Annotated in this window: 12 protein-coding genes; 7 read left to right on the top strand and 5 right to left on the bottom strand. The window is 74.8% G+C overall.

All coding sequences use genetic code 11. From position 1 onward, the window contains the following. Positions 1–87 precede the first annotated feature (87 nt). Together ACLQ20_RS23020 and ACLQ20_RS23015 are read right to left on the bottom strand one after the other, a co-directional pair. Positions 88–1,476, bottom strand: a complete 1,389-nt coding sequence (locus ACLQ20_RS23020; RefSeq protein WP_425857665.1) for a HAMP domain-containing sensor histidine kinase — start codon at positions 1,474–1,476, stop codon at positions 88–90. Between the two features lie 29 nt (positions 1,477–1,505). Beyond that, positions 1,506–2,195: a response regulator transcription factor gene (locus ACLQ20_RS23015; protein WP_089001050.1), complete on the bottom strand. Its 690-nt coding sequence runs from the start codon at positions 2,193–2,195 to the stop codon at positions 1,506–1,508. 74 nt (positions 2,196–2,269) lie between these two features. Here ACLQ20_RS23015 and ACLQ20_RS23010 point away from each other — a divergent pair, with 74 nt between their 5' ends. Beyond that, positions 2,270–3,190, top strand: coding sequence for an ADP-ribosylglycohydrolase family protein (locus tag ACLQ20_RS23010; RefSeq protein WP_132240809.1), 921 nt, complete (start codon positions 2,270–2,272; stop codon positions 3,188–3,190). Between the two features lie 122 nt (positions 3,191–3,312). Here the strand turns inward: ACLQ20_RS23010 and ACLQ20_RS23005 are convergent, their stop codons facing one another. Further along, on the bottom strand, positions 3,313–4,203 hold the full coding sequence (locus ACLQ20_RS23005) for a DUF1775 domain-containing protein (RefSeq protein WP_425857664.1): 891 nt from the start codon (positions 4,201–4,203) through the stop codon (positions 3,313–3,315). A 265-nt stretch (positions 4,204–4,468) separates the two neighbouring features. Between ACLQ20_RS23005 and thrS the strand changes: the two genes are divergently transcribed. After that, on the top strand, positions 4,469–6,469 hold the full coding sequence (gene thrS, locus ACLQ20_RS23000; RefSeq protein WP_151457403.1) for a threonine--tRNA ligase: 2,001 nt from the start codon (positions 4,469–4,471) through the stop codon (positions 6,467–6,469). A 61-nt stretch (positions 6,470–6,530) separates the two neighbouring features. Here thrS and ACLQ20_RS22995 read toward each other — a convergent pair whose 3' ends face one another. Next, positions 6,531–7,268: a D-Ala-D-Ala carboxypeptidase family metallohydrolase gene (locus ACLQ20_RS22995; protein WP_225852513.1), complete on the bottom strand. Its 738-nt coding sequence runs from the start codon at positions 7,266–7,268 to the stop codon at positions 6,531–6,533. 224 nt (positions 7,269–7,492) lie between these two features. Here ACLQ20_RS22995 and ACLQ20_RS22990 point away from each other — a divergent pair, with 224 nt between their 5' ends. Together ACLQ20_RS22990 and ACLQ20_RS22985 are read left to right on the top strand one after the other, a co-directional pair. Further along, positions 7,493–8,005 (top strand): HIT family protein, encoded by a 513-nt coding sequence (locus tag ACLQ20_RS22990; RefSeq protein WP_192581600.1) that lies wholly within the window; start codon positions 7,493–7,495, stop codon positions 8,003–8,005. Positions 8,006–8,198: 193 nt separating this feature from the next. Beyond that, a complete protein-coding gene (locus ACLQ20_RS22985; RefSeq protein WP_327027676.1) occupies positions 8,199–9,257 on the top strand; it encodes an aldo/keto reductase in 1,059 nt (352 codons plus the stop codon). Between the two features lie 24 nt (positions 9,258–9,281). Here ACLQ20_RS22985 and ACLQ20_RS22980 read toward each other — a convergent pair whose 3' ends face one another. After that, positions 9,282–11,444 carry an elongation factor G-like protein EF-G2 gene (locus ACLQ20_RS22980; protein ID WP_358122318.1) on the bottom strand — a complete coding sequence of 721 codons (2,163 nt, stop codon included), beginning with the start codon at positions 11,442–11,444 and terminating at the stop codon, positions 9,282–9,284. Positions 11,445–11,696: 252 nt separating this feature from the next. On the opposite strand from ACLQ20_RS22980, the gene pgsA reads away from it, so the two are divergent. The 3 genes from pgsA to ACLQ20_RS22965 are packed head-to-tail and all read left to right on the top strand — an operon-like array spanning position 11,697 to position 14,481. Beyond that, the gene (gene pgsA, locus ACLQ20_RS22975) at positions 11,697–12,329 is read left to right on the top strand and encodes a phosphatidylinositol phosphate synthase (RefSeq protein ID WP_327027678.1); all 633 of its coding nucleotides are present in this window, start codon (positions 11,697–11,699) and stop codon (positions 12,327–12,329) included. A gap of 43 nt (positions 12,330–12,372) precedes the next feature. Further along, positions 12,373–13,305 (top strand): phosphatidylinositol mannoside acyltransferase, encoded by a 933-nt coding sequence (locus ACLQ20_RS22970; protein ID WP_327027679.1) that lies wholly within the window; start codon positions 12,373–12,375, stop codon positions 13,303–13,305. 15 nt (positions 13,306–13,320) lie between these two features. Next, on the top strand, positions 13,321–14,481 hold the full coding sequence (locus ACLQ20_RS22965) for a glycosyltransferase family 4 protein (RefSeq protein WP_327027680.1): 1,161 nt from the start codon (positions 13,321–13,323) through the stop codon (positions 14,479–14,481). Positions 14,482–14,493: the final 12 nt, after the last annotated feature.

The following is a 14,493-nucleotide window of genomic DNA, read 5'->3' as shown; positions in this document are numbered from 1 at the left end:
CGGCACCACGGTTAACCGCGATCTAAGGAAGACTTGCGCCGCCCCACAACCGGCCGCCGGACCGGGGCCGCCCGGCCGGGCTACGGCTCAGTCGTCGGTGGGCCGCTGGCGGGGCCAGCGGCGGCTGCCGGTCTTCTGCTCCCGGGCCATCCGGCCGACCAGGCCGAACCGGCTGACCTGCCGGGGCGTCGCCTCCGGGTCGGCGAGCAGCATCACCACGCTCGCCCCGCCCAGCCGGGCCCGGTCGATGCTGACCGAGCCGTTCGCCTGCAACGCCACCCGCTTGGCGATGTCCAGCCCCAGCCCGGTCGAGCCCTGGTCGCTGGTGCCCCGGCGCAGCGCCCGGTCCGGGTTGGCGATCCCCGGCCCGGCGTCGTCGATCCGGATGGCCACGTACCCGTCGCGGCGCGAGACCGCCACCTCGAACGCGGTGCCCTGCGGGGTGTACCGGAAGACGTTGCCGATCACCGCGTCCAGCGCGGCGGCCAGCTCGGCCCGGGGAACCGGGGCCGGGATGCGCAGCTGGGCGCCGCTGACCCGGTGCGGCCGGTTCTGGTCGCCGGCCAGGGCGGCCCAGAACACCATCCGGTCCCGCACCACCTCGCTGACGTCGCACATCGCCGGCCCGGCCTCGTGTGCGACCGCCTTGCGGGTGGTCTTGATCAGCACGTCGATCTCGCCCTCGAGGGTGACGATCGCCTGCCGGATCCGGCGGATGCCGCGCCGCCGGTCCAGTTCCGCCTCGCTGAACGAGCCCACGCTGGTGTCGTCGGACTCCAGCGCCTCCGCGTCGAGCCGCAGCACCGTCAGCGGGGTGCGCAGTCGGTGTGACAGGTCGGCGACCAGCTCCCGCTCGTCGGTGCGGGCGGCGTCGAGCCGGTCGGCCATCCGGTTGAAGGCGTGCCCGGCCTCGGCCAGCTCACGTGGGCCGCTCGGGTCGACGCGTACGCCCTGGTCGCCGTCGCCGATCGCGAGCGCCGCGCGGACCAGGCCCCGGGCCGAGTCGACCGCGCGGGCGGCGACCCGGTCCACCACCAGCACCGCCGCGCCCACCAGGGCGGCGGCCACCCCGAGCAGCAGCAGCCACCGACTGTTGCCGGTCAGCTCCGACTCGGGCACGAAGACCTCGACCACGGCCGTCGTGTCGCCGAGCACGACCGGGTCCAGCCGGAGCACGCCGCCCTCGACATCGACGACCACGGAACGCCGCTCGGCCCGCGCGCGCTCGAGGCTCCCGGCGTCGGCCCGGCCCGCCGACTCGTCCACCCCGAGCCCGTGCACGACCGGCCGGGTGGCCGGGTCGTCGCCGCTGGCCGCCACGACGCGCTGCACCACGGCGGGGTCGGTGCTGACGGCGAGCGCGCCGGTCACCAGCGCGCTGCGCCGGGCGGCGTCCGCGATGGCCTCCTCGCGCGCCCGGTCGGCGAGACCGAGGGCGAGCGGGACGAGGAACGCGAGCGCCACCAGGGCGCACATGCCGGCCGTGAGCAGGGCCAGCGACGGCCTCAGTCCGGCGCCACCAGCCGGAAGCCGACCCCCCGCACGGTGCGCAGGTAGCGCGGCTTCGCCGCGGACTCGCCCATTTTGCGGCGCAGCCAGTACAGGTGAACGTCGATGGTCTGGTCCTCGCCGACCGATGGCTGCCGCCATACCTCCTCCAGAAGTTCCCGGCGGGACACTACCCGGCCCGGCCGCGCGGCGAGATAGGCCAGCAGGTCGAATTCCTTGCGGGTCAGCGCCAGCGGCTCGCCGTCGAGGTGGGCGCTGCGTTCGCCGACGTCCACCCGTAGCCCGCCGACGCTGTGCACGGCCGGCTGCACCGTCCGGCTGGCCCGCCCGGCCCGGCGCAGCACGGTGGTGATCCGCGCGTCGAGGTGCGCGCCGGTGAACGGCTTGACCATGTAGTCGTCGGCCCCGGCGCGCAGCAGCCGCACCACGGACTGCTCGTCGTCGCGGGCGGTGGCGATGATGATCGGCACGTCGGTGATGCCGCGCAGCATCCGCAGCGCGTCCGAGCCGTCGAGGTCGGGCAGCCCGAGGTCGAGCACCACGAGGTCGGGGGTCTCGGCCGCCACCCGGCGCAGCGCGTCCAGTGCCGTGCCGACGGCGTGCACGGCGTGCCCCCGGTCGGCGAGGGATCGCAGCATCGCGCCGCGTACGACGTGATCGTCTTCGACCAGGAGCACGGTGGCCACAGCAAGACCGTACCCGCGGTGGCAAGTCGATCGCGTTTGCGGCGCATGAGGCAACAGGGCAAGCTGGTACAACGATGTCCTTCACGCTCTTTCCCGACACTCGTCTCGCGCTCGCCCGGGACTCGCTCGCCGGCCTGTCGGTCGGCGACGCGCTCGGCTCACAGTTCTTCGTTCCCGGCCGGCACCCGGCCGACCTGGCCGCCGGGAAGCTGCCCCCGCCGCCGTGGCAGTGGACCGACGACACCGAGATGGCCTGCTCGGTGGTCGCCGCCCTCGCCGAGACCGGGCGGATCGACCGGGACGCGCTCGCCGCCGCCTTCGCCGAGCGCTGCGAGCCCTACCGGGGGTACGGGCCGGGCGCGGTGACCATCCTGCGGCTGATCCGCACCGGTACGCCGTGGCCGGTGGCGGCCGCCTCGGCCTTCGACGGCCAGGGCTCCTGCGGCAACGGCGCGGCGATGCGGGTCGGCCCGCTGGGCGCGTGGTACGCCGACTCCACCGCGCGGGCGGCGGCGCAGGCCCGGGCGTCGGCGGAGGTGACCCACGCGCACCCGGAGGGCGTTGCCGGCGCGGTGGCGGTGGCGGTGGCCGCGTCGCTGGCCGCCCGCGCCCGCCTCGACGGCCACCGGCCCGCCCCTGAGCGGCTGCTGGCCGGCGTCACCGCCGCGCTGGACCCGGCCACGGAGGTGCACCGGGGCGTACGCCGGGCCGCCGGCCTGCTCGACCGCCCGGTCGCCGAGGCCGCCGACGTGCTCGGCAACGGCTCCCGGGTCACCGCCCAGGACACCGTCGCCTTCACCTGTTGGGTGGCCGCCGTGCACCTGGACGACTACCCGGCGGCGGTCCGCGCGTGCGTCGAGGCCGGCGGGGACGTCGACACCACCGCCGCCATCGTCGGGGCGGTGGTGGCCGCGCACACCGGCGTCGGCACGCCGGGCGGGGTGCCGACCGACTGGCTGGCCGCCCGCGAGCCCCTGCCGGACTGGGCCGGCTGACCGCCGCCCCGGTCCACGGCCTGACGCCCGTCCCGCTGCGCCTGGCCCCGTCCCGCTGCGCCTGGCCCGTCCCGCTGCGCCTGGCCCGTCCCGCCGCGCCTGGCCCGTCCCGCGCGCCGTGCTCAGCGGGCGGCGACCGGCCTGCCCGGCGACTCCGCCCCGGCGGCGGCCGGTCCGGGCCCGTCCGGTTCGGTTCGGTTCGTCGGGTCCTCCCGCAGCGCCGACAGGTCGACCGGCTCGGCCGGCTCGCGGCGACGCCAGCGGCTGACCAGCCAGCCGATCGCCGCGCCCCCGCCGAGGCCGGCGAGCAGCCCGGCGGCCAGCATCCCGTCCGCGTTCCCGCCCTCGCCCGGGGCGTCGCCGGCCGCCGGCCCTTCGGCCGCCCGGGCCCCCGCGACCGGGACGTCGCCGGCCCCGCCGGCCGCCGGGGCGGCGCCGTGCCCGCCGTGCCCGGCCGCCGCGCCGGGGGCCGCCGGCAGCAGGGTGAGCGCCGGCGCCCGGCGAGCCCCGGTCGGCCCGGCCCAGCGCACCACCGTGCCGTCGGCGTACGTGCGCAGCACCTCGAAGGTGAGCCGGTCGGTCTGCGGCAACGGCCCCATGGACAGGGTGAGTCGGGCCGGGCCGGGAGCCGTGCCGGGCATCCGGACCCAGGTCACCGCGCTGGTCACCTCGTCGACCCGGGACGAGTGGATGCCGGCGACCGGCTGGTCGAGCCTGCGGGAGGTGATCCGGGGCGCCCAGCCGGGCACCGACATCGGATAGACCTCGGCGATCGGGGCGTCGGCCGGCAGCCGGATCTCGATCCGCTCGGCGCGGGCGCCCGGCAGTTCGTCGGGCACCACGAACTCCAGCTTCACCGAACCGCCCTGTTGCGCCTGCGTCGGGCTGGTCGTCACGTCGGCCGCGTACGCCGGGGCGGGCCAGGTCAGCACCCCGGCCGCCGCCAGGACGGCCACCGTCGCGGCCCGGCGCCGGGGCCGGGGCTCGGGCCGCACACCGTGCATCGTCGCCATCGTCGGTCCCATCCGTCTCCACGGGCCGGCACCGGTTCCGGCCACATCCGGTAGTTCGGATGCGGGGACGCAAAGGTTCAACGCAGGACCCAGGACGCCGGCCGGACCCGGCGCGCCCGGCCCGTCCCGGGGTACCGGCGGGGCGGCGCCCGTCCCACGGACCCCGGGGGCGGTGGCGTCGGCGACCGTGCCGGCGGGGGCGACCGATAGCATCGCAGGAGCCGAACGTTCGGCGTCATCCGTGCCGTCTGCTGGAGGAGTCACCGTGTCCGCACCCCGTACCCCCGCCGTGGCCGACCCCGTCGTCGTCGCCGCCGGGACCACGGCGGCCGACGCGGTGGCCGCGGCCGGTCTGCCCGCGTCCGGCCCGAAGGCGATCGTGGTGGTCCGCGACCCGCAGGGCCAGCTGCGCGACCTGGACTGGGCCCCGCAGGCCGACACCGAGGTCGAGCCGGTCAGCCTCGACTCGCCCGACGGGCTCGACGTGCTGCGGCATTCCTGCGCGCACGTGCTCGCCCAGGCCGTGCAGGACGTCTTCCCGGAGGCCAAGCTCGGCATCGGCCCGCCCATCGAGAACGGCTTCTACTACGACTTCGCCGTCGACAAGCCGTTCCAGCCGGACGACCTCGGCAAGCTCGAGAAGCGGATGCAGGAGATCGTCAAGTCCGGCCAGCGGTTTCGCCGCCGGCGCTTCGGCAGCCTCGACGAGGCGAAGGCCGAGCTGGCCGCCGAGCCGTTCAAGCTGGAGCTCATCGACGTCAAGGGCGAAGGGCTGGACACCTCCGAGGTGATGGAGGTGGGCGGCGGCGAGCTGACCATCTACGACAACCTCGCCGCCAAGGAGGACAAGGTCTGCTGGTCGGACCTGTGCCGGGGCCCGCACCTGCCGAACACCCGGCTGATCGGCGCGTTCAAGCTGATGCGCTCGGCCGCCGCGTACTGGCGCGGGTCGGAGAAGAACCCGCAGCTCCAGCGGGTCTACGGCACCGCCTGGCCGACCCGGGACGAGCTGAAGGCGTACCTGAAGCTGCTGGAGGAGGCCGCGCGGCGCGACCACCGCAAGCTGGGCGTGGACCTGGACCTGTTCAGCTTCCCCGACGAGCTGGGTTCGGGCCTGGCGGTCTTCCACCCGAAGGGCGGCATCATCCGCCGGGAGATGGAGAACTACTCGCGCATCAAGCACGAGCAGGCCGGCTACGCCTTCGTCAACACCCCGCACATCACCAAGGGCCACCTGTACGAGGTCTCCGGGCACCTGGACTGGTATGCCGACGGAATGTTCCCGCCCATGGAGGTCGAGGGCGCGAGCTACTACCTCAAGCCGATGAACTGCCCGATGCACGACCTGATCTTCCGGTCCCGGGGGCGGTCCTACCGCGAGCTGCCGCTGCGGATGTTCGAGTTCGGCACGGTCTACCGCTACGAGAAGTCCGGCGTGGTGCACGGCCTGACCCGGGTGCGCGGCATGACCCAGGACGACGCGCACATCTTCTGCACCGAGGAGCAGATGGCGGGCGAGCTGAAGTCGCTGCTCGTCTTCGTGCTCGAACTGCTGCGTGACTACGGCCTGGACGACTTCTACCTGGAGCTGTCCACCCGCAACCCGGAGAAGTCGGTCGGCACCGACGAGAACTGGGAGCGGGCCACCGAGGCCCTGCGCTCCGCCGCCGAGGAGTCCGGGCTGGACCTGGTGCCCGACCCGGGTGGCGCGGCCTTCTACGGCCCGAAGATCTCGGTGCAGGCCAAGGACGCCATCGGCCGGACCTGGCAGATGTCCACCATCCAGGTCGACTTCAACCTGCCGGAGCGCTTCGGCCTGGAGTACCAGGCCGCCGACGGCACCCGGCAGCGGCCGGTGATGATCCACCGGGCGCTCTTCGGCTCGATCGAGCGCTTCTTCGGGGTGCTCACCGAGCACTACGCGGGCGCGTTCCCGGCGTGGCTGGCCCCGGTGCAGGTGGTCGGCATCCCGATCCGCGAGGACCACACCGACTACCTGCACGGCTTCGTCGCCGCGCTGCGCGCCGAGGGCGTCCGCGCCCAGGTCGACGCGGGCGACGACCGGATGCAGAAGAAGATCCGCACCGCCCAGCAGCAGAAGGTCCCGTTCATGGTGATCGCCGGCGACGACGACGTGGCCGCCGGCACCGTCTCGTTCCGCTACCGGGACGGCTCGCAGCGCAACGGGGTGCCGGTCGCCGACGCCGTGGCCCACGTGCTCGACGTGGTCGGCTCCCGGACCAACGTCGGCCCGTCCGCCGCCTGACCCGCGACGCACCGAAGGCCCCCCGCAGCGCGGGGGGCCTTCGTCACGGGGTCGTCAGGTGTCAGATCCCGCAGCTCGGCGCGGACCAGCCGCCGACCGCCCCGACGTGGGTGTGGTCGTTGTGACCCGGGTAGCCGGGGCCGAGGATGTTGCCGAAGCCGTGGTAGCGGGCCTGCTGGGCGAGCCGGCAGAACGAGGGCGACCCGACCAGGTCGACGCCGTCGCCGTAGAGGTGCCGGCTGTTGGAGGCGCCGCCGACCGCGCTGTTGCACGAGTAGCTGCGGAAGCCGCTGCTGATGTTGATCGACACGCTGCCGAGGGCCTTCCGCATGGCCTGGAGCTTCCACATCGACACCAGCGCGTTGAACCGGGCGGTGCTCGCGGCGACCGCGCCACCGGACCAGGTGCTGTTGCACCGGTTCAGCTCCGCGTAGGTGAAGTTGACCGGGGTGCAGTCGTCGTCCTGCAACGCGTAGAGCGTGTTGAAGGTCTGCGGGCCGGCGACGCCGTCGGCGCTCAGGCCGTACGCCTGCTGGAAGCGGATCACGGCGGACCGGGTGGCCGGGCCGAACGCCCCGTCGAGGCCGAGCACCGCGTTGTAGCCGGGGTAGCCGGAGAGCCGGATCTGCAGCTGCCGGACGTCCTCGCCGGACGCCCCCTGCGCCAGGGTGCGTCCCCAGGTGTAGCAGCCGTCCGCCTGCGCGGGGCTGCTGGTCGCCACCACGCCCACGAGGGCGGTGGAGGCGGCGAGCGCGCAGGCGGCGAGCGCCCGGCCAAAGCGGCGGAATGCGGTTCTCACGATGGGCTCCCATCGACAAGGGATGATGTGTGTGGATGGATTCTTCATTCATGTTCATCAGTTCGTCAAGAACCTTCACCCCCTATCCGTCCCCCTGAACGCGATCCGGGCCCCAGGGGGGCGTCGGGGTCGGGCGCGGACCGGCGTACGGCGTCCGGAGCGACCGTCGCCGGGAACGTAGGATCGGTGGCGTGACTGGGGTGGAACGGCACATGGACAGCGGCATGGCCGACGGCCTGGAGCGGCTCTGGACTCCGCACCGGATGACCTACATCTCCGGGGAGGACCGGCCCGAGGGCGGCTACGAGCGGCCCGCCGGCTGCCCGTTCTGCCGGGCCCCGGGGCTGGCGCCCCAGGAGAGCCTGGTGGTGGCCCGGGGCGAGCACGTGTTCGCGGTGCTCAACCTCTATCCCTACAACCCCGGGCACCTGCTGGTCTGCCCCTACCGGCACGTGGCCGACTACACCGAGCTGGACCTGGCAGAGACCACCGAACTGGCGGCGTTCACCCAGACCGCCATGCGGGTGGTGCGCAAGGTGAGCAACGCGCACGGGTTCAACCTGGGCATGAACCAGGGCGGCGTGGCCGGCGCCGGCATCGCCGCGCACCTGCACCAGCACGTGGTGCCCCGCTGGGGCGGCGACGCCAACTTCATGCCCGTGATCGGACAGACGAAGGTCCTGCCGCAACTGCTCACCGACACCCGCGACCTGTTCACCCGGGCCTGGCCGACCTAGACCGACCCTCGCTCTTCCCGGCGGTCCGTGACGGTGCGCGGCTCCGCCTGCGGGCCCCTCCCCGCCCGCCAGCCTCGCTGCCGCACCGATCGACACCCCCCGAGAAGAGTCCGGGCCGGTCGGCGGCTGCGGGCGGTCGTGTCGTCGGCAAACTTCCCGCCCCCGGCCGGGCGCGAGGTGGCACGATCTGGCGATGGCAGTGACGACGCGGACGTTGGGCCGCAGCGGCATCGAGGTCAGCGCCCTCGGCATGGGGTGCTGGGCGATCGGCGGCCCCTGGGCCGAGGGCAGCCAGCCGCTGGGCTGGGGCGCCGTCGACGACGACGAGTCGGTCCGCGCGATCCGGCACGCGCTCGACCTCGGCGTGACGCTCTTCGACACCGCCGACACCTACGGGGCCGGGCACGGCGAGCGGGTGCTCGGCCGGGCCCTCGCCGGCCGGCGCGACGAGGCCGTGATCGCCACCAAGTGGGGCTGGACCTTCGACGAGGCCACCCGCCAGGCCACCGGCGAGGACCCCTCCCCGGCGTACCTGCGGCGGGCCGTCGCACACTCGCTGCGCCGGTTGGGCACCGACCGGATCGACCTCTACCAGCTGCACCTGGCGGACCTGCCGGTGCCGCGGGCCGAGGCACTCGTCGGCACCCTGGAGGACCTGGTCGCCGAAGGGCTGATCCGGGCGTACGGCTGGAGCACCGACCGCCCCGACCGGGCCGCCGCGTTCGGGCGCGACGCCCGGCACGCCACCGCCGTGCAGCACACGCTGTCGGTGCTCCGGGACGCCCCCGAACTGCTCGCCGTCTGCGACAAGTACGACCTCGCCAGCGTCAACCGGGGACCGCTGGGCATGGGCCTGCTCTCCGGCAAGTACACGGCCGGCTCCACGCTGCCCCGCGACGACGTACGCGGGGTCGCCCCCGGTTGGCTGGAGTGGTTCCGGGGCGGCCGGCCGGCGCCGGAGTGGCTGCGCCGCGTCACCGCCGTGCGGGCGGCGTTGACCGCTGACGGGCGTACCCTCGCCCAGGGCGCGCTCGGGTGGCTCTGGGCGCGCAGCGACCGCACCGTCCCGATCCCCGGCTGCCGCACGGTGGGCCAGGTGGAGGAGAACGCCGGAGCCCTGCGCCGGGGTCCGCTGCCGGCCGACCAGTTCGCCGAGGTGGAGCGCCAACTGGCCGCGCTGCGCTCGGCCGCCTTGCGCGACGCGGACCGTCCCCACCGGCCGACCCCGGGTCTCCCCACCGCCCGCCCCTGACCCGGTCCGGCCCGGGGCCGGTGCTCAGGGGTGGGTGGGGTGTTCCTTGCGGAGCTGGTCGGCCAGGTGGGTGGGCATCGGGTCGTAGCGGACGAAGTGGCGGCGGAACGTGCCGGTGCCCGACGTCATGGAGCGCAGCTCGACCGCGTAGCGGAGCAGCTCCGTGGCGGGTACCTCGGCGCGGACCACGGTGCGCCCCTCGGCCTCGGGGTCGGCCTCGGTGCCGAGCACCCGGCCGCGCCGGCCGGACAGGTCGCCCATCACCGCGCCCACCGAAGAGTCGGGCACCCGGACCGCCACCTCGTCGATCGGCTCCAACAGCGCCGGCTGCCCCTTCCCGGCGGCGTCGCGCAGGGCGAGCGCCCCGGCGGTCTGGAAGGCCGCGTCGGAGGAGTCGACGCTGTGCGCCTTGCCGTCGACGAGGGTCACCCGCAGGTCCACCACCGGGTGGCCGGCGACCAGGCCGCGCTCCATCTGGGCGCGGACGCCCTTCTCGACGGAGGGGACGTAGTTGTGCGGCACCGCCCCGCCGACCACCCGGTCGACGAACTCGAATCCGGCGCCGGGCGGCAGCGGCTCGACCTCGATGTCGCAGACGGCGTACTGGCCGTGGCCGCCGGACTGCTTGACGTGCCGGCCGTGCCCCGACGCCCCGACGGTCAGCGTCTCGCGCAGCGCGACCCGGACGGGCTCGGTGTCCAGCTCCACCCCGCCGGCGCGCAGGCGCTCCAGCACCACGTCGGCGTGCGCCTCGCCCATGCACCAGAGCACCAGCTGGTGGGTCTCCGGGTTGCGCTCCAGCCGCATGGTGGGGTCGCCGGCGACCAGGCGGGCCAGGTTCCGCGCGAGGGCGTCCTCGTCGGCGCGGCTGCGGGCCACGACGGCCACCGGCAGCAGCGGCTCGGGCATCTCCCAGGGGGCGATCAGCAGCGGGTCGTCCTTGGCGGAGACGGTGTCGCCGGTCTCCGCGCTGCCCGACTTGGTGATCGCGCAGATGTCGCCGGCCACGCAGGCGCCCACCTCGCGCAGGCTCGCGCCCAGCGGCGTGTAGATGTGGCCGACCCGCTCGTCGGCGTCGTGGTCGGGGTGGCCGCGCTCGGCCATGCCGTGCCCGGAGACGTGCACGGTCTGCTCGGGACGCAGGGTGCCGGAGAAGACCCGGACCAGGGAGACCCGGCCGACGTGCCGGTCCACGGTCGTCTTGACCACCTCGGCGACCAGCGGGCCGTCCGGGTCGCAGGTCAGCGGCGGCCGGGGGGAGCCGTCCACCCCGGCGACCGCCGGCAGCTCGTGCTCCAGCGGCGAGGGGAAGCCGGCGGTGAGCACCTCCAGCAGCGCGTCCAGGCCGACGCCGGTCTCGGCGCAGACCGGCACCACCGGGTAGAAGTGGCCGCGGGCGACCGCCTTCTCCAGGTCGTCGACGAGCACGTCGGTGCCGATCTCCTCCCCGTCGAGGTAGCGGTCCATCAGGGTCTCGTCCTCGCTCTCGGCGATGATCCCCTCGATCAGCTCGTTGCGGGACTCGACGATGGCGGGCAGGTGCTCCGGGTCCGGCTCGCGTACCTCGGCCGGCAGCCCGGCGGTGTAGTCGAAGACCCGGCGGGTGATCAGGCCGAGCAGGCCGACGGTGGAGATCCCGTCGTCGCCGAGCATCGGCAGGTAGAGCGGGAGCACGTTGTCGCCGAAGACCCGCTGGCACAGCGCCACGGCCTCGTCGAAGTCGGCGCGCGGGTGGTCCAGCCGGGCCACGGCGACCGCCCGGGGCATGTCGACCGCCGCGCACTCCTCCCAGAGGGCGGCGGTGGCGGCGTCCATCCCGTCGACGGCGGAGACCACGAACAGCGCCGCGTCGGCGGCCCGCAGCCCTGCCCGCAGCTCGCCCACGAAGTCGGCGTAGCCGGGGGTGTCGAGCAGGTTGACCTTGACGCCGTCGTGCAGCAGCGGCGCGCAGGCCAGGCTCACCGAGCGCTGCTGGCGTACGGCTGCCGGGTCGTGGTCGCAGACGGTGGTGCCGTCGGCGACGTTGCCGGCCCGGCCGATCGTGCCGCTCGCCGCGAGCAGCGCCTCGACCAGGGTCGTCTTGCCGGCTCCGGAGTGCCCGACGAGCACCACGTTGCGGATCCTGCCGGGCTCGGTCACCACCGGCACGCCGCCGGCGGCCCCCTTCTCCTGACTCTTCTGCGCCATGGGGCGCACCTCCCTCAGCCGTGGTTGGTGGCGACCGCCGCGCGCGACGGGGAAGCGGCCCGGTCGGGTTCCGCGGCGACATCCTCCGGTGTGGTGCCGGTTTGCGGGTAATCAACGGGCGGGTGGGTGAGCTGGCTCACTTCCCTGCCTCGATCTCACACCCGATCCGGGGCCGGCACAAGGCTCCGTCCCCGCGGGTCGCCTGACCGGCCGTACCGCTGCTGCTACGCGGACCGTTATCGTGGGACCGCCATGGCGAAGATCTTCCAAGTGTCGGCCCGCGCGGGGATGACCCGTGTCGTCGAGCCGGTCGCACGCCGCCTGCTCCGAGCGGGCGTAACTCCCAACGCGGTCACCGTGGCGGGCACCCTCGGGGTGCTCGTCGGCGCACTCGGCTTCGGTGCCCGCGGTCATCTGGTCGCCGGGGCCCTGATAGTCACCTTCTTCGCGCTCACCGACCTGCTCGACGGGACGATGGCCCGGATGAGCGGGGGCTCGACGAAGTTCGGGGCGTTCCTCGACTCGAGCATGGACCGGGTCGCCGACAGCGCCGTCTTCGGTGCGGTGGCGTACTGGCTGGCCACCCAGCACCAGTACTCGGGTGTCGCCGCCGCGCTGCTCTGCCTGGCCGCCGGCGGGCTGGTCTCCTACGTCAAGGCCCGCGCCGAGGGGCTCGGCATGACCTGCAACGTGGGCATCGCCGAGCGCACCGAGCGGCTGCTCATCGTCGGCGTCGGCGGGCTGCTCACCGGCGTCGGCGTCAAGCCCGCGCTGGAGATCGCGCTCTGGCTGCTGGCCGCCGTCTCGATCTTCACCGTCGGCCAGCGGATGGCGCACGTCTACCGCCAGGCCCAGCGGGTGCACACCCCGGGCGGGCAGGGGTGAGCGCGACACCCACCGGTCGGCCGGGGCCGGAGGGCCGGCGCCGGTGAACCTCACCGAGCTCGGCTACATCGCCGGGTGGCGCGTGATCCGCGCGCTGCCCCGGTCCGTCGCGGCGGCGGCGTTCCGGGCGGGTGCCGACCGCGCCCACCGTCGCGGCGGCGGGGGTACGGCCCGACTGCGCGCGAACCTTCGCCGGGTGGTCGGCCCCGACCTGCCGGAGGCCGAGCTCGACGAGCTGGTCCGTCGTGGCCTGCGCTCGTACGCCCGCTACTGGCTGGAGGCGTTCCGGCTGCCCGCGCTCAGCCGGGCGGAGATCCTGGCCGGTTTCCGGCTCGACGGCGAGGAGAAGCTCGCCGCCGACGTGGCGTCCGGCCGGGGCGCGGTGGTGGCGCTGCCGCACGCCGGCAACTGGGACGCCGCCGGCGCCTGGGTCGCGGCGACCGGCTGGCCGATCACCACCGTCGCCGAGCGGCTCAAGCCCGAGGGCGTCTACCAGCGCTTCCTCGCCTTCCGGCGCAGCCTGGGCATGGAGATCCTGCCCACCCACGGCGGCGAGCGGAACGCCTTCGACGTGCTGGTCGACCGGGTCCGGGCCGGCACGGTGGTGCCCCTGCTGGCCGACCGGGACCTCTCCGCGCGGGGCGTGGAGGTCGAGTTCTTCGGCCACCGCACCCGGATGCCCCCCGGCCCGGCCCTGCTCGCGCTGCGCACCGGAGCGCCGCTCTACGTCGCCTCGATGTGGTACGAGGCGGACGCGGCGTGCGCCTCGATCGAGGGACCGCTGCCGCTGCCCGGCCCGGAGGAGGGCCCGCTCGACCAGCGGGTCCGGTCGCTGACCCAGCGGATCGCCGACGGTCTGGCGGCGGGCATCGCCCGGCATCCGGAAGACTGGCACATGTTGCAGCGGATGTGGCTGGACCAGCATGGCAGGGGCGGCGACGCGAACCTGCCCTCCCCGGCCGCCGGACAGGCGTAAGGGAGGCGTTTGCACGTGCGCATCGGCATCGTGTGCCCGTACTCCTTCGACGTGCCCGGTGGGGTGCAGAACCACGTCATGGACCTCGCCGAGGCGCTGATCGGGCTCGGGCACGAGGTGAGCGTGCTCGCCCCGGCCGACGAGGACTCCCCGCTGCCGGCGTACGTGGTGCCGGCGGGACGGGCCCTGCCGCTGCCGTACAACGGCTCGGTGGCCCGCATCGCCTTCGGCCCGGTCTCCACCGCGCGGGTGCGGCGGTGGATCATCCGGGGCGAGTTCGACGTGCTGCACGTGCACGAGCCGCTGACCCTGAGCCTGTCGCTGCTGGCCGTGCTCTCCGCCCGCGGCCCCGTGGTGGCGACCTTCCACACCGCGATGACCCGGTCGCGGGCCCTGGCCGCCGCGCAGGGCGTGCTCCAGATCGTGCTGGAGCGGATCACCGCCCGGATCGCGGTGAGCGCCCTGGCGCGCAAGGTGCAGGTCGAGCACATGGACGGCGGGGCGGTGGAGATCCCCAACGGGGTGGCCGTCGCCAAGTTCAGCCACGCGCAGCCCCTCCCGGGCTGGCCGGGGGAGTGCCCGCCGGGCCGCGACGGGGCGATCGGGTTCCTCGGCCGGTTCACCGAGGCCCGCAAGGGCTTCCCGATCCTGCGCGACGCCTTCGTCGAGCTGGCCCGGCAGCGGTCCGGCCTGCGGCTGCTGGTGGCCGGTCCCGGCGATGCCGACGACCTGTTCGGCCGGTTCCCGGCCGACCTGCGGGACCGGGTGACCTTCCTCGGGCTGGTCTCCGAGGAGGACAAGGCGCGGATGCTGCGCAGCGTGCACCTCTACGTGGCGCCGAACACCGGCGGCGAGTCGTTCGGCATGATCCTCACCGAGGCGCTCGCGGCGGGCACGACCGTCGTCGCCAGCGACCTCGACGCGTTCCGCCGGGTGCTCGACGGCGGCCGGGCCGGCCGGCTCTTCCCGACCGGGGACCCGGCCGCGCTGCGTACCGCCCTCACCGACCTGCTCGACGATCCCGGCGCCCGGGCCGCGCTGACCGCCTGCGGCGACCAGGTGGTGGCCACCTTCGACTGGCCCGTGGTCGCCCGGCGGGTGCTGGAGGTGTACGCGGCGGCGATCGAGGCCACCGACGGGCGGGTCATGGACACCGAATGGGTGGGGCTGGACTAGACGATGTCGGGC

Source organism: Micromonospora sp. DT46 (assembly GCF_049841735.1).
Taxonomy (GTDB): Bacteria; Actinomycetota; Actinomycetes; order Mycobacteriales; family Micromonosporaceae; genus Micromonospora; species Micromonospora reichwaldensis.
Note: the sequence above shows the minus strand (reverse complement) of the source record. Positions and strands in the feature narration are given on the sequence as shown.